Source organism: Flagellimonas nanhaiensis, from assembly GCF_003382275.1.
Taxonomy (GTDB): Bacteria; Bacteroidota; Bacteroidia; order Flavobacteriales; family Flavobacteriaceae; genus Flagellimonas; species Flagellimonas nanhaiensis.
The window spans coordinates 1-26,820 of the sequence record NZ_QTJX01000002.1 but is presented as its reverse complement, the minus strand read 5'-3'; the positions used below and the strand labels follow the sequence as shown (position 1 = coordinate 26,820).

Below are 26,820 nucleotides of genomic sequence, written 5' to 3'. Positions count from 1 at the left end.
GAATCTTTTCAAAATATGTATTTTTAATTGTGTAATCATAAGTTGAATGATTCGGGAACTGTTGGATATTAATGATTTTATAGTTCTGGTGGAAGAAGCCAGTTCTGATAAGATAACCATTGACACTTGTGCTTTTGAAGAACCGGTGATAGCGGTGGCATTCTACGGTTCCGGTAATGTAGATTTAACTGTGAAGTATAAGGATCAACAGAAAAGTTATGAGCACAGCAAAGGTTTGGCGCTATCCTTTTACGCAGATGGCGAGGTGGAATTTGTGCATACTGTTTCTGCCGATAAGCCATTGGAGTGTATTTTGATTGCGACTTCTCCTTCAAATCTCATTAAAATGCCCAATGAGGAGGGCGAGCTGTTTTCGCAGATGTTGGACCAACTGGTCAATCCATCTGATCATTATGTACAGGGGCCAAAATTTTACATGACTCCGGAAATGCAGTCCATCGTTAAACAAATCTTTCACAACACCTACGAAGGAAAGACCAAGATGATGTTCTTTAGAAGTCAGATTACCGCATTGCTTTCCCATTTTTTTGGTCAGCTGGCCGCTGCGGAAAAACAGCCAGTTAAACAATCAGAACGGGAAAAGCTGTTCCAGGCCAAGGAAATCTTGTCCAACAACTTGGAGGATCCACCATCGCTTTCAGAGCTTTCCAAACAAATAGGGCTAAATAGTTTTAAGCTTAAAAAGAACTTTAAGGAGCTTTTCGGGGTCCCGGTATTCAAATATCTTCAGAATGAGCGAATGATAAGAGCTCATGAGTTACTTCGAAATAAAGAAGCCACGGTACAAGAAGCGGCATGGCATGTTGGCTACGACAGCCTTAGTTCTTTCTCCAACGCCTTTGCAAAAAAATATGGCTTCAGACCTAGCGAGATTAGGAGCTGATATCATCCTGGTGTACGGCACAGATACTAACTTTTCCTTTTTTTCCCTTTAAGGGAACACTGCCCTTGGTAGTGAACTTGAATTTATCGGTCTCCATCTTAGCCTTAAGAAATTCAGACAGCAACAGCTCGCTCTCGAGGGTATTACATTGCCCTTGAATTCGTGCAGCTGTGTTGATGGTGTCCCCATGATAGGCAATTTCCTTTTTATACTTTCCCACTTCGGTAACGGTTACAATACCCGCATGAATACCGGCCTTAAAGGTTGGTTGACAACCGTATTTGTTTTCGTAGTAGCTTTTTTTGTCCTCCAAATGTTTTTTGAATTGGTAAAAGGTGGTCAGACAGTTTTGGTTTCTTAGTCCGTCTTCCATTTTCCAGGTCAAGACGGCTTCATCACCTACGTATTGATAGATTTCAGCATCATTGGTAATGGCAATGCCCAAATCATTGAAGCAATCTTGTATCAATTTGCTGTATTCCACATGCCCTAATCTTTCAGCAAGAGGGGTAGAGGATTTTAGGTCCAAAAACATAAAAATTCGTTCCTCTTCCCTTGGGGTATAGAATCTTCCTATCAACAACTTCCGTAGATTACCTTCTCCAAGCATAAGGTTTATTTGTCGTGCAATAGTCAGAAAGAAATCTACCGAAAGCATATAAAAGTATACCGCTCCGCTTCCTTCATCAAAAGCAAAATCTACAATACTCACATTTGTACCGAAAAACAATTCATAGATACCATAGGCAGAAAGAACCATTAGGATCAAAAAAACAATGAGGTACACAAACCGAATCATCAAAAGCTTGTGAATGGAGATGAATTTATAAATACGCTCTTCGGCAAGTATTTGGGCCAGACCAGAAATCAAACCCAAAACGGGACCAAGGGTAATGGATATGACCATGCTGGTTCTAAGTTCGAACTGCAGATTGCCCAATTCTTCAGTTCCGACCCCTCTTACTATACTTAAAAAAATACATGCCAAGGTCCAACCGACAATGTAGAATCTTAAAATGCGCCACCTACGCTTGTTGATGATTGATATTTTCATGATTATCAAAGTTATCCTTTTCGAACAAATCTTTCTCCGTTTTGAACAAATGCTCCCGCGGTCTGCAAAGTAGTTTTGACCTGTAATCAAAAAAATAGGAAAGAATGAAAACAGTTAGAGCGCTTATAATAGGAATCGTGGTTTGGGTTCTTGGAGTGTCTGCCTTCACGGCCATATATGAATTGTCGTTAATGGAAGATCGTTATTTGCAGGCCAATATTGGTTTGGCATTGATTGTTCCCCCTTTAGTATGGATGGGTGCTTGGATATACTATAAAAAGATAAAATCTATGCACGGCTTAAAACTAGGAGTCTTAATGCTTTTGGCCAGCGCCTCCTTGGATGCTTTGATTACTGTCCCAGTTCTAATTATGCCATATGGCGGAAGTTATGCCAGTTTTTTCGGCTCTTTGGATTTCTGGCTGATTGCCTTTGAGTTTGTTCTGATAACAGTGTTGTACTGGCACTTAAATGTGCGCACACATCAGGAAAAGTCATTGAATAGATCATAGGACTACAATTGAATTCAGTTTAAACATCCACTTATAGATTGAAATAAATAGTAAACAAAAATTAGAATATCATGAGAAACAACATTTTAGTTTTGGGCGGTACCGGAAAAACGGGCCGCAGAATAGTAGAAAGATTAACATCATTGGGGCACAATGTACGTATTGGTTCCCGAGGAGCTGATCCTTCCTTCGATTGGGACAAACCTGAGACTTGGTCGGCAGCCCTGGAGGGCATGGACAAGGTTTACATCACTTTTCAGCCTGATTTGGCAGTACCCGGAGCTTTGGAAGCCATTGAGGGCTTGGTAAAAGAAGCTAAAAGGCAGGGAGTGCGAAAAGCAGTGCTTCTTTCAGGAAAGGGCGAACGAGAAGCCGAACTCTGTGAGCAGGTGGTCATCAACTCTGGGTTGGACCATACTATTGTGAGAGCGAGTTGGTTCAATCAAAATTTTAGCGAAAGCTTTTTTCTAGAACCGATTCTTCACGGTTTTGTAGCTCTTCCCCATGCAGATGTTCAGGTTCCTTATGTGGATGCCGATGACATTGCGGATGTAGCTGTAAAGGTTTTGCTGGACGATGACCATAACGGTGCCATTTATGAACTTACTGGTCCGAGGTTATTGACCTTCAAGGAAATTGTAAGTGAGATTGCAGAAGCTTCTGGAAGGGAAATTGCTTTTACACCTATATCCCTACCTGCTTATATAAAGATTATGGAAGAGCAGGGGGTGCCCGCAGACTACGTTTGGTTGATCAACTACCTATTCTCTGAGGTATTGACCAACCCGGATAACCATTTTGTAAAGCATGATATTGAAAAGGTATTGGGGAGAAAACCGATCGACTTTTCAGATTACGTGAAAAAAACTGTGATGACCGGGGTTTGGAATCCGAAGGTTGAGGCATAACCCAACCAAAGTTATATGAAAAGGCAGACCATAGGTCTGCCTTTTTTATAGTAGTTCCAGTAAATGTTTGTACAACATTCCTGATAATATGGCGAGGCCAAAACTCAACAGGGTGCCAATGAGTACGTACTCCGTAAGTTTTCTGTTTTTACCCTTATTAAGGTCACCAAACCTGAATACGGATTTGGCAGCGATTAAAAGTCCAATGGCTGCCCATTGTTGCATTAGGATAAATCCAAAGACAAACAATCGCTCCAACATACCAATGTACTTTCCGGCGTTTTTCAGGGAGCCACCTTCATTTGGATCGTCATCTTTGATTATTTCATCAATATATGGGGCCAATAGCATTCTCATCAAAATACCACATACATAGGTTACAAATACCAAAAAAGTGAGCAACATGAGGTTTTTTTCATTGAACAAAGCCTGAAAATCAATTTCAAAAGGTGTGTTCCAATAAAGTATTGCTGCCAACACCAACAAATGAAGTACCTGATCTAGGGCAAAGAGCCATCTGTAGTTTTTTTCATTGGTAAATGCCAGTTTGCCCAAGTCTATTAGGTAATGACTGACGATAATGATGGCCACAATTCCCAAATGATGCAACTGCAATACAATTAGAAGAACCAGGAGATGGACACCCATGTGCCAATATAGATATTTGGATTTCCACTTTTTTTCAAGCTTGTCCTCTACCCAATGTGTAGGTTGGAATACAAAATCTCCTATAAAATGGGCCAAAACAAGTTTAAGGGCAAGTGTGATCATAGTTGTACAAGTTGGGTTCTGTAAAATAGGACCATTTTTTGGATTTCGTCAAATCCGGCCCTATTTAGTTCCTCACTGATGTTCCCCTGGGATTTGTTCAAGACCGATGCCAATTGTCTTTGGTTCATTTTTGGGTTTTCAATGGCGGTTTTTACCGTTTTTGAAATTGCTGGTGTCCAATGGTCCATGGTTAGTAAGGCCAGTTCCAGCAATAGGTTCATATGTCCATCAAAGGTCTGGTCGGGTGATTTTATGCCTAGATTTTGTTTTTTGAGAGCTTCAAAGCACTTTCCTGAATTTACGAAGGCCCCTCCATTGGATTCTGTTATTTTTTCAGAAGAATATGTTTTTTCCCCTAACCCAATGGCTATCCTTACGTCCAGGCTGCGAAGCTGTTTAATACAGGCTTTAAGGTAGATGCTGGCCTCTAAGGCCTGTTCCGGTGTTGTTTCCAATTGAAAACTGTCCCCTCTGTAAATTTCCCAGGTAAGGGGTTCATTCCCGTATTGGCCAAGTGCTTCTTTTAGAACAGGCAGCCATTTGGATGCATTGTGTTCTGTAGAATTTATGATATCTCCGGTTAGAATAGCTACCATATGTTTTCTTTGAATATCTGCTAAATTACGGATAATTTATAATATCTGTTTATTTACAGATAATCAAATATATCTGTTTATTTGCAGATAATCAAAATATAAAGCAAAAAAGAAGCCGCGAACATGGCTGGCGCGGCTTCTAAAATCAACAAAAAACACTATCCTCTTCTTCCCTTCTCCCGCATTTTCTTTTTGCCGTGCATAGTTCTTCTTTGTTTTATTTTTTTCCAAGTTTGGTATTGCTCATCGGATAATACCTCCTTCATTTTTTGTTGATGGGCGATTTGCCGGTCTAAACGAGCGTTTTCCATTTCAAATCTTTCATCAGACGTTGGCTTTTTCCATTCACCACTTTCTTTTTTTACATTGATTTCCTCCCACTTTGATTTTCGGAATTCTGCTTGCTCCAGACTGATCTGCATTATCTGGTTTTGTTGTTTTTCACTTAAATCAAGGGCCAAGGTCAGTTTTTTGGTTTGAAGGGTGGCCATTTGTTCAGTGGTCAAGTCCATTTTTTGGCCTTTCCTCATTTTCTGGCCTTCATGTCTTTGTGCCATGACCCCAAAAGTGGTCAAAAGCATCAATGCTACTGCTAATCGTTTCATATGTTTAAATTTTAATGATTTGATTATTGGACATAACATAAGACCAATGGTTTAACCATCATATCAACGTTTATGACGCTTTTAACAGTAAAGAAAAAAGGGGTTATTGCTTTGCGGCCTCAAAATCACTTCTGAGTTCATCCAAAGGTTCGTCCACATCGTCAAACTCGGTTTCAACCAGTGTAGCAGAATTTATTTGATCTGTGAGTTGATTTTCTTGCTCAATGCCGTAATAGACAACACAGGCAATCAAAAAGCAAGAAAAATAGATGAGACTTTTGATTTTGTAGGTCATGATTTTGAGATTTGGGATTACTAAGTTAGGGAAACCATTTTTCAATCCACATCATATGTTGCGAAACCGCAAGTTTTAGATGTGAACAGGATGAAATGTATGGTATAATCGACAAAATACATGGTTTGCCGAAAAATACTCCTATTTAGGACCTGACCTTACTTATCTCCGGGTATTACTTGGGGTCTAAAATACGGTCTATGCGTTCCAGGGCATCTTGAAGATGATATCGGCTCATGGAATCCGAGATACGCCCCAATCCATTTCTAATGTCCCTTTTTAGATTGTTCAGCTCAGCTCTGGCTACAGAACGAATATCTGATTGACTTGTATTGACCACAGTGGATTTTCTATAGCCTCCAAAGTCGGACAGTTTTTTCTGGTTCTCAGCGGTCATCAAATACTCGAGACGGTCTATATGGGCTTTTTGCAAGTTCCTTCGATAAGTATCTATGGTCTTGCCAGTGCGAAGCTCGGACCATAAACCTCTTCGAAGATCACGGGTCATTTCCAAAAGTCCATAGGCATTGTTGCCATTAATGGTTTCATTCTCAATGATACGTGCCATTTTTCCCAAGTGAAGAATGTTGTTCAAATAGCGGACTTGCATCGCCCTAATCCGTTCAACGGAACCCGAGTATTGAATCTTGTTGAAGATATTCTGGTCAATCAACCATTCAGGGGTTTCAAAAAGTTGTTCCAACATAAAGGACATGCAGTTTTTTTGATGCTCCTTGCTCACATGGGAGTAAACAGCTCCTTCTTGATCAGCTGTCTTGTGGTATTCGTAAACCCCACCTATATTATTGGATACGTGCCCCATATATCTTCTAAACTGACCTATTACCTGTCCATATAGGGTTTCCAGGTCATCGTAATTTTTACCATCCTCAGTAGTCCATTGCATCAGGTTAGGTACGATGCGCTTAAGATTTTCAATGCCATAGAGGCTTGCCTTTATTGCATCGTCTCCCAAATCTTCTGTTTGCGAAGTGGGGTCGTGGATATCTCCAACTTGTTGATGCCCAAATCTGTACATTGGGTCATTTTCGTGAGCTTTGATCCAACCGTTCAAAATGGGTTTTTCATCTTCGGCTGTTTTGTCCAACAAAGGTCTATAGCCCCATTTTATGGCATATTTGTCGTACACTCCAATATTTGGCATGAGGGCCACACCTTCGTCACCAGGTTGGGCAACATAGTTGAACCTAGCATAATCCATAATAGAAGGAGCCGTACCATTTTTTTGGGTAAAACTTGCAGAGCGAAGAGAATCTACCGGATAAGCAACACTGCTTCCCATATTGTGGGGAAGTCCCAACGTATGACCTACTTCGTGTGCAGATACAAATCTGATTAGCCTGCCCATGATTTCATCCTTGAACTCCACTCCACGCGCTTCTGGGTTAATGGCAGCAGTTTGTACAAAATACCAGTTTCGAAGCAAGGTCATAACATTGTGGTACCAATTAATGTCAGATTCCAAAATTTCACCACTTCTTGGGTCGCTCACGTGTGGACCGTTTGCATTTGGGATGGGTGAAGCCAAATAGCGGACCACGGAATATCTTACATCCTCAGGGGACCATTCCGGATCTTCATCTTGGGTAGGAGGGTCTTTGGCAAGGATTGCATTTTTAAATCCAGCTTCCTCAAAGGCTATCTGCCAATCTTCTATACCTTGCTTTATATAAGGAATCCATTTTTTTGGAGTTGCACGATCTATATAATAGATAATCGGTTTTTTTGGCTCAACTAATTCACCTGCCTTGAACTTTTCAATGTCCTCGTCTTTGACCTCCAAACGCCATCTGTCCAAATATCGTACTGTTCTACTTTCTTGTGCATCAAGGCCATAATCCACCTGCCCTCTGGCAAACCACCCCACTCGTTCGTCAAAATAACGACGTTTCATGGGCTCCTTGGGCAATAAGATCATGGAGTTGTTGATTTCAATTGAAATGGACCCCAAGGTGGCATTGCTGGGAGGTTCTTTGGCAGCATAGGTTTTTACATGACGTGCCTCTATGTTGAGGGGATAACTTTTTATGGACTCAATATAACTACGTTCACCATCTAGGCGGCTTACCTTATACCGTTTTCTATAGCTGTCCGGCATCCCCAATGCATTTACATCCTTGGTGAACAAAGGGTCAACCTCAATTACTGTTGCAGGGTTAAGCGAATCTTTCTTGTTGAATGCTTTAATATCAAATGCGAAAAGGACAGGTTCAAAATTGGAGTTTACCACAGCTTCATGTACTGGAAGTGAATCTGCGGCCACATTTCCGTAGGAAACTACACGGACCAGAACCTTTTTGGATTTTTTCTCCCAACGTAACACTTGGGTATTGATTTTTCCTCCCCCAAAACCAATTCCGGTGGCAGTTTTGGAAATTCTGCTCACCATGAGCATTTCCCTATTGAAAAGGGAATCTGGAATTTCGTAGTAATGTTTGTCATCAACTTGGTGTACACTAAAAAGACCGACATCTGTTTTGGCCTCCTTTGTAATGACCTTGCTATAGGGCTGAATATCCCCTTTCTTGGGTTTCGATTCCTTTTTTTGCTCGGTATCTTTCTTTTTCTTTTTGAAAAGTTGGGCCTCAGTAGTTTGGAAGGAACCCATCACTAGAAATAATATGATGAGTCTAAATAGATTTTTTTGAATCATTTTTTAGTCGGTTTGCGTATTTCGGCGGAACCAAAGAACTTAAAAATCATGAAAACAGACTGTTAAATAATTATTAACACTCAAATTTTTTGCAAGATGCCTCAATCTGTGGGAGTCCTAAATTTTACTGACACTTCCCGTTGAAACGCTACCTATAGCTGGGCTCAGGGAGCATTCAATTTTTGTGAAAAAAACCAAAAGAGTGTAACAAAAAAGAATTTGGCCAGTCTTATAAGCATACAATATCAATCAAAAAATTCAATCAAAAATGAACAAGTTATTAATGATTTACGGTTGTGTACTCTTATGTAGTCCCGCCGTAGCTAGCGAGCAACAAAGTACGGTGGACCCGGTCAAACAGACCGCGCTGGAAAACACAAGTACGTTTGAGAATGAGATTACCGCATTGACCATAAATGCGGAGGAAACCTCTGACCCTTTCAAGGTTACGAACGAAGGGTTGTACGAATTGAATTTGAACGAAATAGTGTTCATAGAGGAAGATTCTGAATTGGATCTAGGTTTTGATACCTCCGATTATCTTCCCGAGGGATTTAATCCCCATGAAACATACTTTGATTTGAATTCCATTATATACGTTGAAAATGAAGTTGAACTTGACCCAGGTTTCGATACCACTTGGCACTTGCCGAATGATTTTGATGCCTATACCGAAGTATTGGATGTGAGGGCCTTCAATTTTGTGGAAGACGAGGATATGGATTTGGGTTTCAATACAATGGATTACCTTCCAGAGGGATTTTCTCCATACGAACCTTTTGTAGATTTAAAAGCAATTCCTTATATTGAAGAGGGTGTGGACCTAGAGCTTGGTCTTGATAGCAGCTATATGTTGCCCAAAGGATTTGATGCCTATTCAGATGTTTTGGAGGTTGCTTCCTTCAATTACATGGAAAGTGAAGAAATAGATTTGGGTTTTGATACTTCACAGTATCTCCCAGAAGATTTTGATCCCTACCTTGGATCAACTAAGTAGGATGTTTTAGTTTTCATTTTACAAATTTTTGAGTTAGTTAGAAAAAGCCCTCATCGAGGGCTTTTTTTATTGTTTGCCCCAACTTTTTTATAAATGCCCACCATCAATTTCAGCTTAACAAAAAAATAACATTGAAACTCGAAAAACGTAAATGTTAAAAAAACGATTTTAACACTATCAATCTGACAAAATTTGGGATTCTAAAACATTAGTTTGACAACAGAACAGCATGGTCTTTGAAAATGTGTTTTTAGACCATTTTTAGAAGGAGCGTTAACAAAAAACTAATTGTAATAATCTTAGGAAAATGGGGTTATATCTTTGTATTGAAATCAAAAAATACAACAATCATGAAACCAAGGAATTTAATAATGACAGCACTGGTCGGAACCATGATGGTTTCCTTGGCCAATGCCAAAATAGCAAACAGGTCGCATGAGGACCTGGACATAGACAAAGTAGAGTTCATTGAGGAGGACCAATCCTTTGAACTGGGATTTGATACCGCAATGTACCTGCCTGAAAATTTTGATCCTTACAGTGATGGATTTTCATTGTCTTCCATCAATTATATTGATGAGTGTGATGATATTGAATTAGGGTTTGAGACCATGGAGTTTCTTCCAATGGATTTTGACCCATATACAAGTTGAGTTAAGTTAGTTTCTTACTTTTTTTTGAGTTAGTTAGTTTGTCAAAGGCCCCAGCTTTTTAAAGTTGGGGCCTTTTGTCTTTTAGAAAAGCAGCGGCAGTACAAATTGAAATACCAAAATCAAAAGGGCCACTGAAATAAGGTTCAGCACAATCCCAACCCTGGCCATTTGTGAAACCTTTACGTGCCCACTGGCAAAGACAATGGCATTGGGAGGAGTGGCCATGGGTAGCATAAAGGCACAACTACTGGCAATGGTCACGGGAATCAACAAATAAAGAATCGGCACATCCAGTCCTATTGCAATACCGGCCACTACAGGTGCCAGCACGGCCACAAGGGCCACATTGCTCATTAATTCGGTCATAAAGAGCATCAATAAGATAAGAAGAGACGCCGTAAAAAGAACGCTAATGTCACTATTGGCTATGGCATTGGCAACCAGGTCCACAATACCGCTGGAGGACATCCCCTTGGCCAGTGCCAGACCTCCACCAAATAAAATTAAAATACCCCATGCAAGGTTTGATGTATCTCCCCATCTAATGATGAAATCTCCTTTTCTTATGTTGTAGGGAACCGCAAACAAAGCAATAGCGGCAAAAATACTGATCATGGTGTCTGAAAGGCCCAGGGTGGGGAAAATCCCGTTGATCAAGGTTCTAAAGATCCAAAGGAATACCGTAATGCCAAAAATCACCAAAACCATTTTCTCTTTCCCTGAAGTAGGTCCCAACTTTTTCAATTCGGTTTGAATAACCTCTTTGGAAGCATTGAATTGCAAATCTCTATTGGGAAACATCCATTTCACCAATACCAGATAACTTATTCCAATAAGAATGATGGAGAAGGGAAGCCCCATGGTCATCCATTTAAGAAAGGAAATCTCCGTATTGTATTCATTCTCCAACAAACCTATCAAAATCGAGTTGGGAGGTGTACCAATAACAGTGGCTATTCCTCCAGCATTTGCTGAAAAGGCAATACCTAGCATTACACTTAGAGCAAAATTCCGGTCTTCTTTGGTAAAACCGTCCTCGTCATTGATCAATAAATCGATTACTGACAAGGCAATAGGAAGCATTACTACGGTGCTGGCCGTATTGCTTATCCACATACTCAAAGAAGCCGTGGCGATCATAAAACCTAGAACTACCTTGTTGGGTGTAGTTCCTGTGAGTTTAATGATATTCAGCGCTATTCGCCTGTGCAAATTCACTTTTTCCAATGCCAGCGCCATTACAAATCCACCAAAGAACAGGAATACGATGGGACTCCCATAATTGGCCCCAACATCAGCTATGGGCAATATTTTCAATATTGGAAACAACAGTAGTGGCAAGAGTGCAGTGACCGAAATAGAAACAGCCTCCGTGATCCACCAGAAGAGCATCCAGACCGCAACGGCGATTACTAGGTCTCCTTTTTCAGAGACAAGTACTACAGGTAGGTTGATAATAATAAAGAAAGCCAAAGGCCCTAAGGCCAACCCCAGTTTTTTGCTTAGTTCCATTGGGGTTCTAAGCTAGACTTTTTTATTAAATTTTGAAAATCTGTTGCTTATTGTTTCAGTTGTGCGATAAGATTGTCCTCTGTTTTTTCAACTTTGAACAGCCCTAGTTTAGCCAAATTTTTGGTGCTCTTATCCCATTTTTTGCCACTCAGACCAGCTTTTGCCTTAAGGTCGGCCAACGGCATTTCACCAATAGGTTTAAGAATGTCCATGATGATTTTTTCCTCTTCGGTGAGCTCCACCTGCTTTTTCTCAGGTCTCATTTGTGGGAAGAACAACACTTCTTGAATGGAAGAATTGTTGGTCAACAACATGACCAAACGGTCTATGCCAATCCCAATCCCGGAGGTTGGAGGCATTCCATATTCCAATGCGCGTAGAAAATCCTGGTCAATGAACATGGCTTCGTCATCGCCTTTCTCAGAAAGTCTCAACTGATCTTCAAAACGCTCACGCTGATCTATTGGGTCGTTGAGCTCAGAATAGGCATTGGCCAATTCTTTTCCGTTGACCATGAGTTCAAAACGCTCGGTAAGGGCAGGATTGCTTCGATGCTCTTTGGTGAGCGGACTCATTTCTTTTGGGTAATCTATAATGAATGTCGGCTGGACATAATGATGCTCGCATTTTTCACCAAAAATTTCGTCAATTAGCTTGCCCACACCCATAGTTTCATCTACCTCAATTTCCAGTTTTTTGGCAACTTCACGTAGTTGGTTTTCATCCAGACCAGCCACGTCAATTCCTGTATGGGTCTTAATGGCTTCCAAAATGGGTACTCTTGGATAGGGCGCTTTAAACTCGATTTCATGATCACCTACTTGAACCTTGGTGCTTCCAGTGGCATCCACAGCTACTTTTTCCAAAAGTGCCTCGGTGGTATCCATCATCCAGTGGTAATCTTTGTAAGCTACGTAGAGCTCCATTACCGTAAACTCTGGATTATGCGTACGGTCCATGCCTTCGTTCCGAAAATCTTTGGAAAATTCATACACGCCATCAAATCCACCTACAATCAGTCTTTTTAGATAAAGCTCATTGGCAATTCGCAAGTATAGTGGAATATTAAGTGCATTGTGATGAGTCAAGAAAGGACGCGCCGCAGCTCCACCAGGTATGGGCTGTAGAATTGGAGTTTCGACCTCCAAATAACCTCTTTCATTATAAAATTCACGAATGCTATTGGTGATTTTGGTCCTTTTGATGAACGTATCCTTCACAGAAGGGTTGACCACTAAATCCACATAACGTTGGCGGTATCGTAACTCAGGGTCATTGAACTCATCGTAGGTTTTGCCTTCGGCATCTACCTTTGGTAGTGGTAAAGGACGCAACGCCTTGCTCAGCAAGGTGAAATCTTTTACCATGACGGTTTTTTCACCTACTTGAGTGGTAAATAGCTCTCCTTCAACCCCAATAAAATCTCCGATGTCCAGCAATTTTTTGTAGACTTCGTTGTATTGGGTCTTATCTTCTCCTGGACAGATTTCATCCCGGTTAAAATAGACCTGAATACGACCTTCACTGTCCTGCAATTCTGCAAAAGAGGCCTTGCCTTGAATTCTTCTGGACATCAACCTACCGGAAACCACTACCTTCTTGCCCTCCTCAAAATTATCCTTGATACTCTTGGAAGTAGCATCAACTGGATATAATGGAGCGGGATAGGGGTTGATTCCCATTTCCCTGAGTTTGGCCAATTTTTCCCTTCGAACGATTTCCTGTTCCGATAGTTGCATAGTCTATAAAAAATTAAAGCGCAAAATTACACTTTTACGCTTTAATTCCTTGTCCTGGACGGCCTTATTGCATATAATTGGGCGTATAGGGCCTGTTGTGCACAATTTGAAGGATGTCTTCCTCCAAAGATTCAATGGGACTTTCTACAATGCGGTTGACCTCTTTGCCATTTTTATAAAAGAGCATAGTGGGTACCCTAAGGATGTTCAATCCTTTTTCTTCAAAGGTTGGACTGGTCTTAACTTTGCCCTCTCTTCTATCCAGGGCTACAATTTCAATGTTTTCTGAAGGAAAACCAGCTGCTTCCAGGATTTTGAGAAACCGTGGCACCTCTCGTTTGCTGTCTCCGCACCAAGTGCCCAAAAACAATTTGATGTAATGGTCTTTTAGGGGCTTTTCAAAGAGCGAAACCATTCCTTTGTCCACTACATAAGATTCAAATCCTGATTGGAACCAAGCATTATAAGGGTCACTCTGCAGTCCTTCTAGATTGATTTTGCCCAATAGAAATTGCTTGCCATTTTCCAGTTGGATTTCTTGGTTGAAGTTTTGTCCGTGGCATATTGAAACAAGTAAAAAAATGAATGTGATTAAAATAGATTTCATGGTTTTCAGTTTAAAAGTTTAAACCGAAAATGGTCCAAAATAAGGCTGAATGAGGTTTTGGGAGGATGGAAATAGGGACTAGACCCGGGGTTGATTTTTGTTATCAAGCTATGGATTAAAACCCTGTAGTTTCATTGAAATTGGTTTAGTCTAGCACGATAATGTCATTTCGAACAAAGTGAGAAATCTTATTGTGAATCTAAAATTTTGGGATTCCTCTTCGTGCCTCATTCGGAATGACAAGCAAATTTTAAAAAAGATTGTATTTCTTTATTTTTTGAAAATGGAGACAATTTCTTCCCGGGAAGAAACCTCCAATTTTTTATAGAGATTGTTGATGTGGGTCTTTACGGTGCTGTGGCTCACAAATAAATCTGCTGCAATTTCTTTATTGCTCTTATCCTGAAGAATCTGTTGCACTATTTTTTGCTCCTGAGGGGTAAGTTTTTGGAGCAGTGCGTTTGTTTTGGTCTTTGTTTTTGCATTTCTAGTGACCAAAAAATAAATATTCCCTGCAAGCGACAAAATCAAAAGTGTTGCCAAAATCCATCTCCAATCCCAAGTTTTGGACCCATTAAAAGAAGCCAGTTGTCGGTCTGTGCTTATTTCTGCTTCAAATTGTGTAGTAAACTCTGTGTTGGGGTAAGTAGTTTGAAGTCGACCCAACAAATCTTGATAGTATGTATTGGTGGATACATCTTTTAGGTAGAAACCATAGGTTTCATTGTGCTTGTCCGATAGAAAATCATAAATATAAAGTTCAACCAAAGGCTCATTGGAGGCTTTGCCAAAATCATGAAGGGTAGAAAACCATTTTTCCAGGTTGAGTTTTTTATTGGTTTCGCTGGGAAAATCCATAAAATCGAACACCATTTCCTCTTTTAGCAGTTCCACTTCCAACAACAAGGAAGATTTTGTGTTAGTGGAATTGATGGTGCACAGGGACTGTTCTTCAAAAGAAGTAGGGAATTGGACAGTATCGTTATTGTTGGCTATAAAAAGTACGCTTTTACTGTGGTCGCATTGGCCCAAAAAGTGTCCGGCCTCAAAATCCTCTGCACAACCATCCAGATGGATACGGTAGATTCGGTTATCTTGAGATAGATTGTCCCCTTCAAACTGAAAAAAAACCAGTGAATCCACTTTCGACTTGCTAACAATCTGATCCAAATAAATTCGTGAAGATTTTCGGTAGTCCTCAACCAAAGAAAGGTAAATGGCATTCCCAGAATTGCTTTGGGACACTTCTCCAGAGAAACTGTACTGCCCAAAAATTGGAACGGGGGCAAAAGCTAGGACCAAAAAGAAACAAATCCTCATAACGGATGATATTCAAACTAAAATAAGTGTTTTTTATGTAACAAATCCATCAATTTTGGGACATATAAGTATCATCGATCAAAATCAAACCATGAGTTTCTGGAGAGTTTTATTGGCTATAATTTTCCCACCCTTGTCAGTCATCGGAAAAGGTTGTGGTTCTTTTGTTATTGTGTTACTTTTAACCCTTTGTGGATGGGTGCCCGGTGTAATAGGAGCACTTGTCATTTTAAATAACACTAACTAAAAACAACCACATGGGAAAAATCCAAATCTTGGTAGTGGCCTTGGCCGTTGCCCTAACTTCGTCATGCAATTTTACCGAAGAAATTTTTTTGGAGGAAGATGGTTCAGGTAAACTTTCCATCAATTTTGATGGTTCTGAGCTCATGGAAATGGCGGGGGAAGAAATGATGAAAACCGACGAGAAAGCCGTAGACTCCCTAATTTCATTCAAAGACCTACTTGAAGAGAAAAAGGACAGTATTGCACAGTTATCTCCTGAAGAACAAGCCAAGTTGAAACGTCTAAAGCCGTATAAAATGCATATGGTCATGAACCCCGAGGAAAAGTTGATGAAATTTGACCTTTTTGGCGAGTTCAAGGACATTAGTGAGGTAAATGATGCATTTAATGCGTTTCAGGGAGCCAGTTCATTTGGTCCAAACAACGATCAGGAACAGCCTGCACCTATGGCCTCGGAAGAACCTACTTCTGAGGTGACCTATTCCTTCAAGAAAAATACGTTCACCAGAACTTCAAAAATTTTGGACGAGGAACAGTTTCAGCAGAGCCTGGACAGTATGCAAGGAGCAGAAATGTTTCTTTCCGGATCCACGTACAAGTTAAAGTACCATTTTCCAAGAAGGGTAAAGTCTACCAATGCAGAAGGGGCCACCTTCAGTGCTGATGGTAAAACTTTGTTTTATGAGGTTGGTTTTATGGATCTCATGAAAAACCCTGCCATTCTGGATCTCGAGGTAGAACTGGAAGACTAGTTTAGGGGCAGAGGTCTTCGTATCTTTGCAGGATGAACAAAAAAGTTGCTTTTCAAGATTTAGGTCAACGGGATTACAAGGAAACCTGGGATTATCAGGAGCAGTTGTTCCGGGAGATTGTTGATGCAAAGATCAAGAATAGGAGAGAAGCGGCGAATCTGGAGACTCCCAATCATTTTCTTTTTGTTGAGCACCCCCATGTGTACACGTTGGGGAAAAGTGGAGATATTAATAACCTCTTGGTGAACGAGGCGCAACTTAAAGCAAAAGAGGCTACTTTTTACAAGATCAATAGAGGAGGGGATATAACTTATCATGGTCCTGGGCAGATTGTGGGCTACCCCATTTTGGATTTGGACAATTTTTTCACGGATATCCACAAATACCTGCGTTTTTTGGAAGAAATGGTCATTTTAACCTTGGCGGAGTATGGCCTCAAAGGCCAACGCTCCGATGGAGAAACTGGGGTTTGGTTGGATGTTGGAACTCCCTTTGCCCGAAAAATATGCGCCATGGGTGTGCGGGCCAGCCGTTGGGTCACCATGCATGGCTTTGCCCTAAATATAAACACGGATTTGGGCTATTTTGACCTCATGATTCCCTGCGGGATAAAAGACAAGGCAGTTACTTCTTTAAATGTGGAGTTGGGAAAACAGGAGGTAGATATGGAGGAAGTGAAACAAAAACTGCTAAAACATTTTCAAGTGCTTTTTGAAGCGGAATTGACTTCTCAAAAGAGCGAGGTGTAGTTCTTAGTTTAATCCATCAATGTGTGGGAACTCCTTGTCAATTTAGGTTAGATTTTTAAACCAAAAACCTGTAACTTCACTTATCTGTGCTGAACCCGTCCCAACGGCACGGGCGGACTTGTTTCAGTATCGTTGGATATAAATCATTACAACGATTCATATCTTTATAGTTGTACGCAATGAAGAAAAACCTACTTATCATATTTATCCTACCATTAATCTTTATAGCTTGTAAAGAAAATCAGTCGGAAAATAAACTGAATGAAAAGCTTGAATTCTATCCTGACAATAAAAATTTGACTTTCAAAAAAAGAGTCATCCTTGAAAACACTGATAGCCTTTTTTACTTCTACAGAAACGGACAAATTTTTAAAAAAGGTAAAATCCAAAAAAACGGAAAACCATCCGGAATTTGGAACTTATATTCCAATGATGGAAAGTTAAGGGAAATTAGAGAATGGTTTGTGATAGACGGACATTCAAGAATTAATAGAGCTTGGTTTCTCAATAAAAAAGGAGATACGCTAGCTTGGAGAGACCAAGATTCCATTTTTAAACAAAAAGAATTTGTAAATGACACTATAGGAACACGTGCAACTGACTACAATGTTTTCGATTTTAACAAAGACACTATCTACTTAAATGAACCAATTCGTGGAGTTGTATTTTGTAATTCTCGTCGAATAAGAGATTATGATTCTCAAATCAGAGTCTTTTTACACAGCGAAAGTGAAAATTTCAATTCACCTTTTCCAAATGACAGTATCATTAGAACAGACCATTTTGAAAACTTAAAAACTGACACAATTAATCAAAAATGGTTTACTGATATTAACCCTGAAAGATATGGACACGTAGCAATCTTTGGAGCTTGGTTTAAAAATCCGGGAAAAAAACTTTTGAGAGGATATATGGAAGAATATTCTCATGGACCATTTAAGGAAAACGAAATTGATAGTATGACTGCGAAAGTATATTTTGAGAAAATAATTTATGTAAAAGATACAATTGAATGAAATCACTACGTACAACAATGTATAACCGCAATTACGACAGATTCGACTACGTCCGAATTCACTGGGAATTGCTAAAGTCAGTGCTTAACCGAATATTAATATATATAAACCCGCAACTGACTGTCATACTAGAACGATAAGTGAACATCCAAACTACCGGCCTAGTTTTATCAAAAATTTATGATGGAATTGTATAACTTCAATTCCTGTTGGATTTGTCCTATTAAAGAAGACCTTGTCTTAAAAATTACATATACCATATGAAATTAATTAAACAAATTTTACCGATTGTCCTTGCACATTTTGTACTGTTTGGGTGCAAAGAGAAGACCTCGAAAGGCGCAGAATTGGTAAATGAGGTATCCTCGGACACTTTAGTATATGACACTGCTCCAAGGTGGATGAAAACCGGTAACAAGATTTTATTTTATACCTATAGGCATGACCCTGAGGGCGCGGAACTCTATTCTATTTCTCCAGATGCGGCCAATCTCACCAGATTGACTGAGACCTATCATAATGAATGGTGGAGTGACTTTTCTTCCATTGATGAAACCATTTATGTAAGCTCAGATTATGGAAAATCAGAACGTTTTGGAGGGTCCGAAATTTTTGCACTTAAGACAGATGGAAGTTTTGCAAGAATTACCTATGACTCGGATTCAACTTCTTTTAACATATCTCCAAGGGTTTCCTCAGATGGGAAGAGTTTATTGTATTGTGCCAACTGTCTGGGCAAAGATGTAAATAGTGAAATAATGTTGATCCAAACGGATGGAACCAATCCTGTAAACCTTACTAATCATCCTTCTGCTGATAGATACGGAGTTTGGTCGCCAGAAGGCAAAAAAGTTTTATTTCAAAGTAATCGGACTGGCAATTTCGAATTGTACGTATTGGATTTGGCAACCAAGAAATTAACACAATTGACGGATAATGAATTTGATGATATACATGGAGATTGGTCTGTAAATGATGAGATTGTATTCGTTTCAAATAGGGATGGAGACTACGAACTGTTCACCGTGAATTCGGATGGTACTAATCAGAGTCAAATTACATTTAATAATGACCGTGATGTATTACCAAGTTGGTCCCCTGACGGAAGTAGAATCGCATTTTCATCTTATAGGTTTGGCAAAAAAGATAAGGGAGATATTTTTCTAATCAATCGCGACGGAGATGGTGAGCTAAGACTTACCAAAAAATAAGTTGAAAATTAAGATTTCAAGGTAATCATCTAAACTTCTAATCCAGGGAATTTAAAAAGGATTTTCCTGGGTTTTATGGCTATTGCTGATAAGATGTAAGCAAGCTGATACTTCTTAATTTTCCGCCTTCCTTATTATAATCTTCAGTCTTGACCATGCCCACGTTTTCTGCAAGCCACTGTTTGGTGTAGCCCATACTTTTAATGCCCATTTTCATCTCGGTATTATAACTCAGGATCAAACAGGAGAACTCACCGGCGGGAGTGGTAATGTTTTCTTCGCCTATAACTGTTCTGTTGATCATTCTCATGGTGGATGTCATGCCAATGGGTGCCCCGGTCACAGTAATTTCCATTTCTGCATCTGGGAGTACGTCACCAACGTTCAGATTATTGGGGAGGTAAATATTGTTTCCGGTGATGTCCACTTCCATATCGTTGAACCTACTCGTAAAACCAGAGCTCATCATAGATTTGAAATCGATGGAAACACCATCAGCCTCGCATTGCATTCCGTAGGTGGAATCAGTAAGGAGTACATCTTTTTTATCATACATTTCCATGGAATAAAGAACCTTGTCCCCACCATCATTTTTAACGGCATATACCACTTTACCCTCCTTTTTCATTCTGTTTCCGTACAACGTAATTTCAAATCTGGCACCATCAGAAATTGGATAGTACTTGCTGCAATCCGTTTGTGCAATGGCACTTTGACCAAAAATGAGCCCGCTGATAAGAAGGGCATATATTATTTTTTTCATGTTATTGCTTTATGAATTCAACCCTTCTGTTTTGTGCTTTTCCATCTGGAGTTCCATTGTCGCCCACAGGTTCAGATTCACCCTTGCCTTCACTTGTTAATCTACTGGAATCGATTCCGTAGACAGAGACCAAGGCATTTTTGACGGCTTCTGCACGACTTTTGGACAATTTCATATTGCTTTCTTCAGAACCATCGGCATCAGTATGTCCAATAATATTTAGTTTCATTGTTTTTTCTTGCAACAATACCTGGGAGATTTGTCGTATGATGCCCATGGATTGGGGCTGGATATTGGCCGAACCGGAATCGAAAAGGATGCCGTTGGTGGAGATTTTTCCTTCGGAAATCAACGTTCTCCTTAAATCAACGCCGCCCTCGGCCACCTTTAGATTGGCGATGAATATCTGCTCTTTTCCATCCTTGAAACCGTTGGCGTGAAATTTTACCGTATTCAATACGGCTCCCGGCGCAATCAGTCTTGGAACATCGATATACTTCACCTCATTTATCCATAGTCTGAACCGTTGCTTGTTGACCGCAATGGATACATGGGGATAGTCTAAAATCTCATCTCTTAAATCAGCTTTTACTGTACTGCGTATTTCACGTTTGTTGGCTATTCTGTTTTCTACGGTTACGCCTATGGCAGCATATTGACAAAAGGGGATTTCCGCAAAGGCAAAATTGGACCCTTGTTCAAACTTGTCATCGTTGCTCAGGTAAACCGCAAGTTGGGCGGTAGAAGAAGTTTGCCTATCCAAACCAACAGCTGCAATATCAAATTCAACGGTATATTCCTCGGGTAATGTGGGTACATCGGGTATATAGTAAATATTGTACCCTGATTTTAGTCCCAACCATTTTTGAGGAGAATCACCTAAAGTAACCACTTCCCCACCGGCATTGGTGTTCCATTTTGAGGGGAAATCGCCAACAAATTCGTTTCCAAAATCATCAAAAAACAACTGCTTATCGCCGGGAACATAATCAAACTTACTGTACACCTGAATCGATTTGGTTCCTTGGGAATCTGGTGCACCCGTATTCTGCGGACTTCCGGACTGTCCACCTTGAGTATTGGGTTCTCCACCTGTCGGCTGAGGAGTCTTGGGAGTTTGTTTGTTTCCCCCCGACCCAGGCTCCAAAATGCTGTCCAAAGCTTGGTCCGTCTTTTTTGAGGTTTCTTGCTCAACACGGCGTTCTACCGTTCGTTCTGCAGCTTTTTCTGCTTTTTTGGCCAGTTTTTTGAAGAATTGGGCGTTGCCTGATAGGCCAAATCCGAGGGTAAACAAAATTGCAAGTACAATCTTGCTTATAGATGAGGTTTTCATTTTTGTAGTGTTTTGATAGTGTGCTTGTTAAGTTAAGGACAAGCAATTAAATCTACAAAAAGAACCTTTCAGATTTGGGCAAGATGTATAGTTAGCCCAAACCATTGTATAAGTTGCCTTTATGGGATGGTCAATTCATTTTATAAACAATCAGGGAATTATCCTGGTCCTTGGCGACCAATTCCAATTTTTTATCGTTGTCCATGTCGGTCATGTCAATAAGAGAATTTCCAAATACCGGGAAGTTTGGGATGGGTTTTGCCTGACTGTCGAACAAGTAAATTTTTTGACTTTGAATGTCCGTAACGCTTACATAGATTTTATCGTAGATGTAGAAAATCTTTGGTTTGGAATATACCCCAAGGTCCAACTCAACCTTTTTTCCTTTGATGTTCAAAATGTTGTCATCCATAAAGACCAATGTTTTGCTGGTAGCGTACATGCCATGATCTTTACTAAGATTGAAGTTGGTAGCGGTCAATTTTCCATTGGTTCCAATTTGATGGAGGACTCCTTTCTTATTGGTCATTGATATCTTGTTTTTGTACAGGAATACACCATTGTCGGAGAAATCTATTTTTTCGGCAACTTTGATACGTTCCTTACCTACCCGGTGCAGGATTTTTACAGAATTGTCCTCCAATTGGAATACCAAATAATCCCGATTGGCTACCCTAAAATGACTAGGAGCAGAAATTATGGCACTAGGAGCTTCGGTAAAGGTGAATCCAGAAACAATTTGCGCCCTGTTGTTGTACATAAATATTTTTCTGCCCTGGGTAATAACAAAACGATAATCTTTTTTTTCTTCGTAATCGAAGATGGCCAAAGGATTGAGATTGCCTCCCTCAAAATCAATTTTGAAGGGGGGTACATCGTCGCCGTTACGATCAATGATCATAAATTGGTTATTGGTACAAAAAGCAAGTTGTAATCTTCCATTTTTATAGATGTCAACCTGTTGGATGGGAGGCTGTATTCTGCCATCAAGCTGCTTTGTCCAAAGGACTTTTCCTTCCGTTGAAATCAGGTACAAAATGTTGTTTTGGTCCTGTACCACAATCTCTTGTTTGTTGGTCCTATGGTTCTTAATAAACTGAGGGGATATGGCCAGGTCGGTTTCCAATTCCAGGGTAAAAAGAGGTGTGACCGTATTGCTCTTGGCCACTTTGCCAATTTTGGAGGCCATTAAGTTAAAGTGGGCAAAATCTTTATCCGATACAATTTGGGAAGCAAAGGAATAATCCTTTAGATCACTTTGTTTTGCAGGTGCCAAAAACTTTGGAGTTCGGTTTTGTTCAGAAAAAAGATTGATTCCCGAGGCATTGGATACAAACAAAACGTTGGACTCATTGGCCATAGCCAATTTAGCGGTGCTGAACACCTCTGAATTTTCAAAAACAGAAGAACTGCGATAATTGTTGATGATGGTTTGAAGTGTTTCCCTGTTTTCTGAAAAAATGAAGCTGTTCTGAAGAACCGCACAGAAATTTGCTTCAAAATCCTTGATTAAAGGATTGAACCCTTCGGTAAGCAAATGCTTGTTCTGTAATTGTATGATTTCGCTACCTTGATAGGTCTGCGAAGTGGTTTTATTGTTTTCAAGGAAAGTGGAGAGACCATCGGTGCCGTAAGAGTTGAGAAGTACAGCTTTTTGATTGTTCAAAAAAATGACCCCGACTTCCTCTATCGTATTAAAAAGTGAATCAATGGGTTTTGTTCTGTCCAGATAGGTGTTTTGGTTTTGGGCAAAAACCTGATAGTCATCAAAAGTATATGATACAATGGCCTGGGCATTCAAAGGGGCAAACTTTGGTGTCTTGTGAGCCAGAGGGGCCGTTCCTTTAAAAAGGTTGATGAAATTTTTAGTGGAATCCGAAGTCATGGCAACACCATTCAAAGAGACCGCATCAGAATTTGCTGAAAAATCCAGGGAAGCCCATTCCGAAAGTGGTTTTTCATTTTCACTTGAACCATTTGGTGAAAGCAGATAGGGATTTTCACGCATGTTCAAGAAAAGAGTTGCCGATTTATCTGAAGAAATGGTCTCGTACAATTTTTTTAATGATGGAGCTACAGGATTGTTAGCTTTTGCCCTTACCATATTTTCCATCAGCATTTGGGAAGAACTTAGCACCATACTTCCTTTGATTGGTGTGCTGAATACCTCAAGGTCCTCTAGGCTATGTTTGGTTATATTTTGATTTTGGTACGTTATGGTTTCCAGGGTTTTGTTGGAAACTCCCTCAACGTCCATAAAATCCGAAGGGTCTGAAGAAATCAAAACAAAGTCCAAATCGTCCTTGCCAATCTCATAAAAACCGAGGATCAATGGGGAGTCGGATTTTACATGGTCCAATCCCTTAAGCTTTTCCACAAAATCGGTGTTTACCGGAAAGGCCCTGGTCTTCTGCAAAAAGTCATTGTTCTTCAGCTCACTTTTAAAGTTTGCAAGATTGTTGATTTTAATGACCAAGGATGGATTTGGAGGAAGGTGTTCCAATAAAGAATCCTGGGTCTTGGTCTCAGGTTTACAAGAAAAAATCAAAAAAGCGGACAGAAAGATCAGTGCCTTAATTCTCATGGTTGAAGTTTGACACAAATTTAGAGGTTTTAGATATCCAATGACAACTGTTCTGGAAGCTGCCTAAAGCTTTTTCGGTGGTATTTTGTCAATCCATGCTTTTTAATGGCCTCCCGATGCTCTTTGGTGGGGTATCCTTTGTTCTTTTTCCAATTGTACATGGGGAATTCCTCATGGATCTTGGCCATATATTCATCTCTATAGGTCTTGGCCAGAATTGAGGCTGCGGCTATACTCATGTATTTCCCATCTCCCTTTATTATACATTCATGCGGAATTGAAGGGTAAGGTTTAAATCGATTGCCATCAACAAGAATAAATTTTGGATTTTTCGATAGATTGTCCAGAGCCCTGTGCATGGCCAAAAAGGAAGCATTGAGGATGTTGATTTTATCAATTTCATCCTCAAAAACATGACATACCGCATAGGTAACTGCCTCCTGTTCTAGAATAGGGCGAAGCAATTCTCGTTTTGATTCGGATAATTGTTTGGAGTCGTTCAAGATGCTATTGCTGAATCCTTCTGGTAAAATAATGGCCCCGGCTGTAACCGGCCCGGCCAAACATCCTCGTCCGGCTTCATCGGTCCCGGCTTCGTCGGAAAATTTATAGAAATCTTTGAGCATATTGCTTCAGAACGACAATTGTACGTGTGAATCAAATTTATAAAACCTATCAAGAATATTGCTTGTATTTCTCCGACCTTAATTTTTCACATTTCTTTAGAAACAAAACTTATACCTTTGCCAGACCAATACCATGGAATGAGGTTATCAATTTTTGCCCTACTCTTTTTATTGGGTCAATCCATCATAGCACAACAGGATTCGCTCCCACCCCAAAAAGAAGTGGATTCATTAAAACTTTCGAGCATTGATTCTGTCAATACGGTAAAAAAGGATTCCCTGAGACCTGTTTCTGTAGCCAAAGATTCCCTAAAGCCTAAAAAGTTTGGGCAAAAGAAAGAGAAAAAGAAAAAACAGGATTCTGTTAGTATAAGGGACTATAAGATTATTTCTTTTCAACGGGATACCGTGTTTTTGGACACTACCCTTACCATTCACAAAGAATATAAGTACAACTATATACGGGAAGATGATTTTGAGCTGATGCCCTTCGCCAATATGGGGCAGCAGTACAATGTCTTGGGAAGGACTTTTTCAAACCGACCATATTACCCTCGTATTGGGGCTACGGCAAAACACTCCAACTATTTTGAGGTTGAGGACATTGACTATTATAATGTCCCCACACCTATGACAGAATTGATGTTCAAGACCACAATGGAGCAGGGCCAGATGTTGGATGCTGTGTTGGCATTCAATATTTCCAAAAGATTTAATGCTTCAATTGCCTATACAGGATTCCGGTCTTTGGGAAAATATCGGTTTGAACAGACACAAGCAGGTAACTTTCGCACTACATTTAATTATAGTACCGAAAATGAAAGGTATTTGTTAAGAGGCCATATAGCAGCTCAAGATCTTGAAGCTGAAGAAAATGGAGGAATATCAAATCGTGCTCAATTTGAAGATGACCCATTAGGTGATTTTGATGATAGATTTAGATTGGATGTTAGGTATACAGATGCCAATACCAGAATATTGGGAAAACGCTATTATCTGGACCAACAATATAGATTGGTCAATTCTAAAAGAAATTCCGAAGATAAGGAACCTACCACACTTACTTTAGGGCACCAATTCAATTACGAGACCAAATTTTATGATTTTGTGCAGACCTCTCAAAATAACGCCTTTGGTTCAGACCCTTTTTTAACTCCAATAGAAGATAGGGCTCGATTAAAGACCATGTTCAATAAAGGAACTTTAGAGTTTTCCAACAGGACTCTTGGGAAACTTTCGGGTAGTTTGGGACTATATAATTACAATTACTTCTTTAATAGTATATTGGTTACAGAAGAAGGAAATACGATCCAAAATAAATTGGAGGGAGAAGAGATTGTTTTAGGGGGTAAGTATATCAAAAGATTTGGACGGTTGATGTTGGAAGGAGGTCTAAACTACACCTTGTCCGGAGAGCTTACCGGGAATAGTCTGAATGCCATAGCCGACTATAAGGTCAACGATAACATTTCGGTCATTGGGGGGATTCACATATCCTCACGTATGCCGGATTTCAACTACTTACTTTATCAAAGCGATTATCGAAATTATAATTGGCAGAATACGGATACTTTTGAGAAGCAACAAACACAGACCATCAAATTTGGGTTGAATTCAAAATTGATTGGAAAAATTGAAGCCGAATATAGTGCTCTGGACAATTACACCTACTTTGCCTCAACCGCTACGCAGGACCAGATTGATGCGGGGCAGGAAACCGCTTTTATTAGACCTGTTCAAGAAACCGCCACAATAAATCATTTGCGCGTAAAATACTTTAAGGAGTTCAAGTGGAGAAAATGGTCCTTGGCCAATACTGTGCTATATCAAGACGTTACCCAGGACCAGCAAGTACTCAACCTTCCCCAAGTGGTAACCCGGAATACAATTTATTTTTCCAGTGATGTTTTCAAAAAGGCCATGTTCTTGCAAACAGGGGTCACCTTTAAATATTTTACTTCATATAATATGAATGCTTACAACCCTTTGTTGGGAGAGTTTTATATTCAAAACAATGAAGAATTTGGCGGATACCCTTTAATGGATGTCTTTATTAATGCAAAAGTGAGGCAGACAAGGATATACCTAAAGGCAGAACACTTAAATTCTATCTTTTCCGAACCCAATTATTATTCTGCCCCCAATTATCCCTACAGGGACTTTGTTATCCGATTTGGTTTGGTCTGGAATTTCTTTTCATAAAAAAGACAAGAATTATTTTGCAAGTTGCATCTGAAAAACAGCATTTTGCAACTTTATTCAATTTTAAAGCAAAAAAATAGTTCAAAACTATTTGCGGAGAAAAAATAACCTGATTATATTTGCACCCGCTTAGCTGATAAGGCTGGGTTTGGACAGAGGTTAAATTTGGTCGATTTGGGCCAATTTTTTTT

25 protein-coding genes are annotated in these 26,820 nt (G+C 39.9%); 11 read left to right on the top strand and 14 right to left on the bottom strand.

Going from position 1 to position 26,820, the window contains the following annotated elements:
• Positions 1–46: 46 nt before the first annotated feature.
• Positions 47–904 (top strand): helix-turn-helix domain-containing protein, encoded by an 858-nt coding sequence (locus DX873_RS07600; RefSeq protein WP_116183870.1) that lies wholly within the window; start codon positions 47–49, stop codon positions 902–904.
• Here DX873_RS07600 and DX873_RS07595 read toward each other — a convergent pair.
• Positions 894–1,958 (bottom strand): adenylate/guanylate cyclase domain-containing protein, encoded by a 1,065-nt coding sequence (locus tag DX873_RS07595; RefSeq protein WP_116183869.1) that lies wholly within the window; start codon positions 1,956–1,958, stop codon positions 894–896. The two genes, DX873_RS07600 and DX873_RS07595, sit on opposite strands and share 11 nt — an antisense overlap.
• Before the next feature lie 104 nt (positions 1,959–2,062).
• Here DX873_RS07595 and DX873_RS07590 point away from each other — a divergent pair, with 104 nt between their 5' ends.
• The gene (locus DX873_RS07590) at positions 2,063–2,470 is read left to right on the top strand and encodes a DUF5367 family protein (RefSeq protein ID WP_116183868.1); all 408 of its coding nucleotides are present in this window, start codon (positions 2,063–2,065) and stop codon (positions 2,468–2,470) included.
• A 71-nt stretch (positions 2,471–2,541) separates the two neighbouring features.
• Positions 2,542–3,378: an NAD(P)H-binding protein gene (locus tag DX873_RS07585; RefSeq protein WP_116183867.1), complete on the top strand. Its 837-nt coding sequence runs from the start codon at positions 2,542–2,544 to the stop codon at positions 3,376–3,378.
• A gap of 45 nt (positions 3,379–3,423) precedes the next feature.
• Here the strand turns inward: DX873_RS07585 and DX873_RS07580 are convergent, their stop codons facing one another.
• From DX873_RS07580 to DX873_RS07560, 5 genes are all read right to left on the bottom strand, one after another.
• The gene (locus DX873_RS07580) at positions 3,424–4,149 is read right to left on the bottom strand and encodes a DUF3307 domain-containing protein (protein ID WP_116183866.1); all 726 of its coding nucleotides are present in this window, start codon (positions 4,147–4,149) and stop codon (positions 3,424–3,426) included.
• Positions 4,146–4,745, bottom strand: coding sequence for a transcriptional regulator (locus DX873_RS07575; RefSeq protein WP_116183865.1), 600 nt, complete (start codon positions 4,743–4,745; stop codon positions 4,146–4,148). Before DX873_RS07575 ends, DX873_RS07580 begins: the two co-directional genes overlap by 4 nt.
• A gap of 158 nt (positions 4,746–4,903) precedes the next feature.
• On the bottom strand, positions 4,904–5,350 hold the full coding sequence (locus tag DX873_RS07570) for a hypothetical protein (RefSeq protein WP_147296624.1): 447 nt from the start codon (positions 5,348–5,350) through the stop codon (positions 4,904–4,906).
• 103 nt (positions 5,351–5,453) lie between these two features.
• Positions 5,454–5,645, bottom strand: coding sequence for a hypothetical protein (locus tag DX873_RS07565; protein WP_116183863.1), 192 nt, complete (start codon positions 5,643–5,645; stop codon positions 5,454–5,456).
• Positions 5,646–5,820: 175 nt separating this feature from the next.
• On the bottom strand, positions 5,821–8,319 hold the full coding sequence (locus DX873_RS07560) for a zinc-dependent metalloprotease (RefSeq protein ID WP_116183862.1): 2,499 nt from the start codon (positions 8,317–8,319) through the stop codon (positions 5,821–5,823).
• A gap of 268 nt (positions 8,320–8,587) precedes the next feature.
• Between DX873_RS07560 and DX873_RS07555 the strand changes: the two genes are divergently transcribed.
• Positions 8,588–9,316, top strand: coding sequence for a hypothetical protein (locus DX873_RS07555; protein WP_116183861.1), 729 nt, complete (start codon positions 8,588–8,590; stop codon positions 9,314–9,316).
• Positions 9,317–9,666: 350 nt separating this feature from the next.
• Positions 9,667–9,969 carry a hypothetical protein gene (locus DX873_RS07550; RefSeq protein ID WP_116183860.1) on the top strand — a complete coding sequence of 101 codons (303 nt, stop codon included), beginning with the start codon at positions 9,667–9,669 and terminating at the stop codon, positions 9,967–9,969.
• A gap of 81 nt (positions 9,970–10,050) precedes the next feature.
• Here DX873_RS07550 and DX873_RS07545 read toward each other — a convergent pair whose 3' ends face one another.
• The 4 genes from DX873_RS07545 to DX873_RS07530 all read right to left on the bottom strand — a co-directional run bounded on the left by DX873_RS07545 (position 10,051) and on the right by DX873_RS07530 (position 15,147).
• The gene (locus DX873_RS07545) at positions 10,051–11,481 is read right to left on the bottom strand and encodes an SLC13 family permease (RefSeq protein WP_116183859.1); all 1,431 of its coding nucleotides are present in this window, start codon (positions 11,479–11,481) and stop codon (positions 10,051–10,053) included.
• A 47-nt stretch (positions 11,482–11,528) separates the two neighbouring features.
• Positions 11,529–13,220 (bottom strand): lysine--tRNA ligase, encoded by a 1,692-nt coding sequence (gene lysS / locus DX873_RS07540; RefSeq protein ID WP_116183858.1) that lies wholly within the window; start codon positions 13,218–13,220, stop codon positions 11,529–11,531.
• Between the two features lie 64 nt (positions 13,221–13,284).
• A complete protein-coding gene (locus DX873_RS07535; protein ID WP_116183857.1) occupies positions 13,285–13,827 on the bottom strand; it encodes a thioredoxin family protein in 543 nt (180 codons plus the stop codon).
• A gap of 270 nt (positions 13,828–14,097) precedes the next feature.
• Positions 14,098–15,147, bottom strand: a complete 1,050-nt coding sequence (locus tag DX873_RS07530) for a response regulator transcription factor (RefSeq protein WP_116183856.1) — start codon at positions 15,145–15,147, stop codon at positions 14,098–14,100.
• A 91-nt stretch (positions 15,148–15,238) separates the two neighbouring features.
• On the opposite strand from DX873_RS07530, the gene DX873_RS07525 reads away from it, so the two are divergent.
• The 5 genes from DX873_RS07525 to DX873_RS07505 all read left to right on the top strand — a co-directional run bounded on the left by DX873_RS07525 (position 15,239) and on the right by DX873_RS07505 (position 19,121).
• Positions 15,239–15,394, top strand: coding sequence for a YqaE/Pmp3 family membrane protein (locus DX873_RS07525; protein WP_116183855.1), 156 nt, complete (start codon positions 15,239–15,241; stop codon positions 15,392–15,394).
• Between the two features lie 10 nt (positions 15,395–15,404).
• Positions 15,405–16,145, top strand: a complete 741-nt coding sequence (locus tag DX873_RS07520; protein WP_116183854.1) for a hypothetical protein — start codon at positions 15,405–15,407, stop codon at positions 16,143–16,145.
• A 32-nt stretch (positions 16,146–16,177) separates the two neighbouring features.
• On the top strand, positions 16,178–16,894 hold the full coding sequence (lipB, locus tag DX873_RS07515) for a lipoyl(octanoyl) transferase LipB (RefSeq protein WP_116183853.1): 717 nt from the start codon (positions 16,178–16,180) through the stop codon (positions 16,892–16,894).
• A gap of 179 nt (positions 16,895–17,073) precedes the next feature.
• Positions 17,074–17,910, top strand: coding sequence for a hypothetical protein (locus DX873_RS07510; protein WP_116183852.1), 837 nt, complete (start codon positions 17,074–17,076; stop codon positions 17,908–17,910).
• A gap of 260 nt (positions 17,911–18,170) precedes the next feature.
• Positions 18,171–19,121, top strand: a complete 951-nt coding sequence (locus DX873_RS07505; protein WP_116183851.1) for a TolB family protein — start codon at positions 18,171–18,173, stop codon at positions 19,119–19,121.
• 79 nt (positions 19,122–19,200) lie between these two features.
• On the opposite strand, the gene DX873_RS07500 is transcribed toward DX873_RS07505, so the two are convergent.
• The 4 genes from DX873_RS07500 to DX873_RS07485 form a co-directional block, all read right to left on the bottom strand.
• Entirely contained in the window at positions 19,201–19,884 is a 684-nt protein-coding gene (locus DX873_RS07500) for a TapB family protein (RefSeq protein ID WP_116183850.1), read from the bottom strand.
• A gap of 1 nt (position 19,885) precedes the next feature.
• Positions 19,886–21,217, bottom strand: a complete 1,332-nt coding sequence (locus tag DX873_RS07495; protein ID WP_116183849.1) for an OmpA family protein — start codon at positions 21,215–21,217, stop codon at positions 19,886–19,888.
• Positions 21,218–21,347: 130 nt separating this feature from the next.
• A complete protein-coding gene (locus tag DX873_RS07490) occupies positions 21,348–23,801 on the bottom strand; it encodes a ribonuclease HII (protein ID WP_116183848.1) in 2,454 nt (817 codons plus the stop codon).
• Positions 23,802–23,830: 29 nt separating this feature from the next.
• The gene (locus DX873_RS07485; RefSeq protein ID WP_116183847.1) at positions 23,831–24,427 is read right to left on the bottom strand and encodes a ribonuclease HII; all 597 of its coding nucleotides are present in this window, start codon (positions 24,425–24,427) and stop codon (positions 23,831–23,833) included.
• A 138-nt stretch (positions 24,428–24,565) separates the two neighbouring features.
• On the opposite strand from DX873_RS07485, the gene DX873_RS07480 reads away from it, so the two are divergent.
• Positions 24,566–26,629, top strand: coding sequence for a putative porin (locus DX873_RS07480; protein WP_181899451.1), 2,064 nt, complete (start codon positions 24,566–24,568; stop codon positions 26,627–26,629).
• The last annotated feature ends 191 nt before the right edge of the window (positions 26,630–26,820 follow it).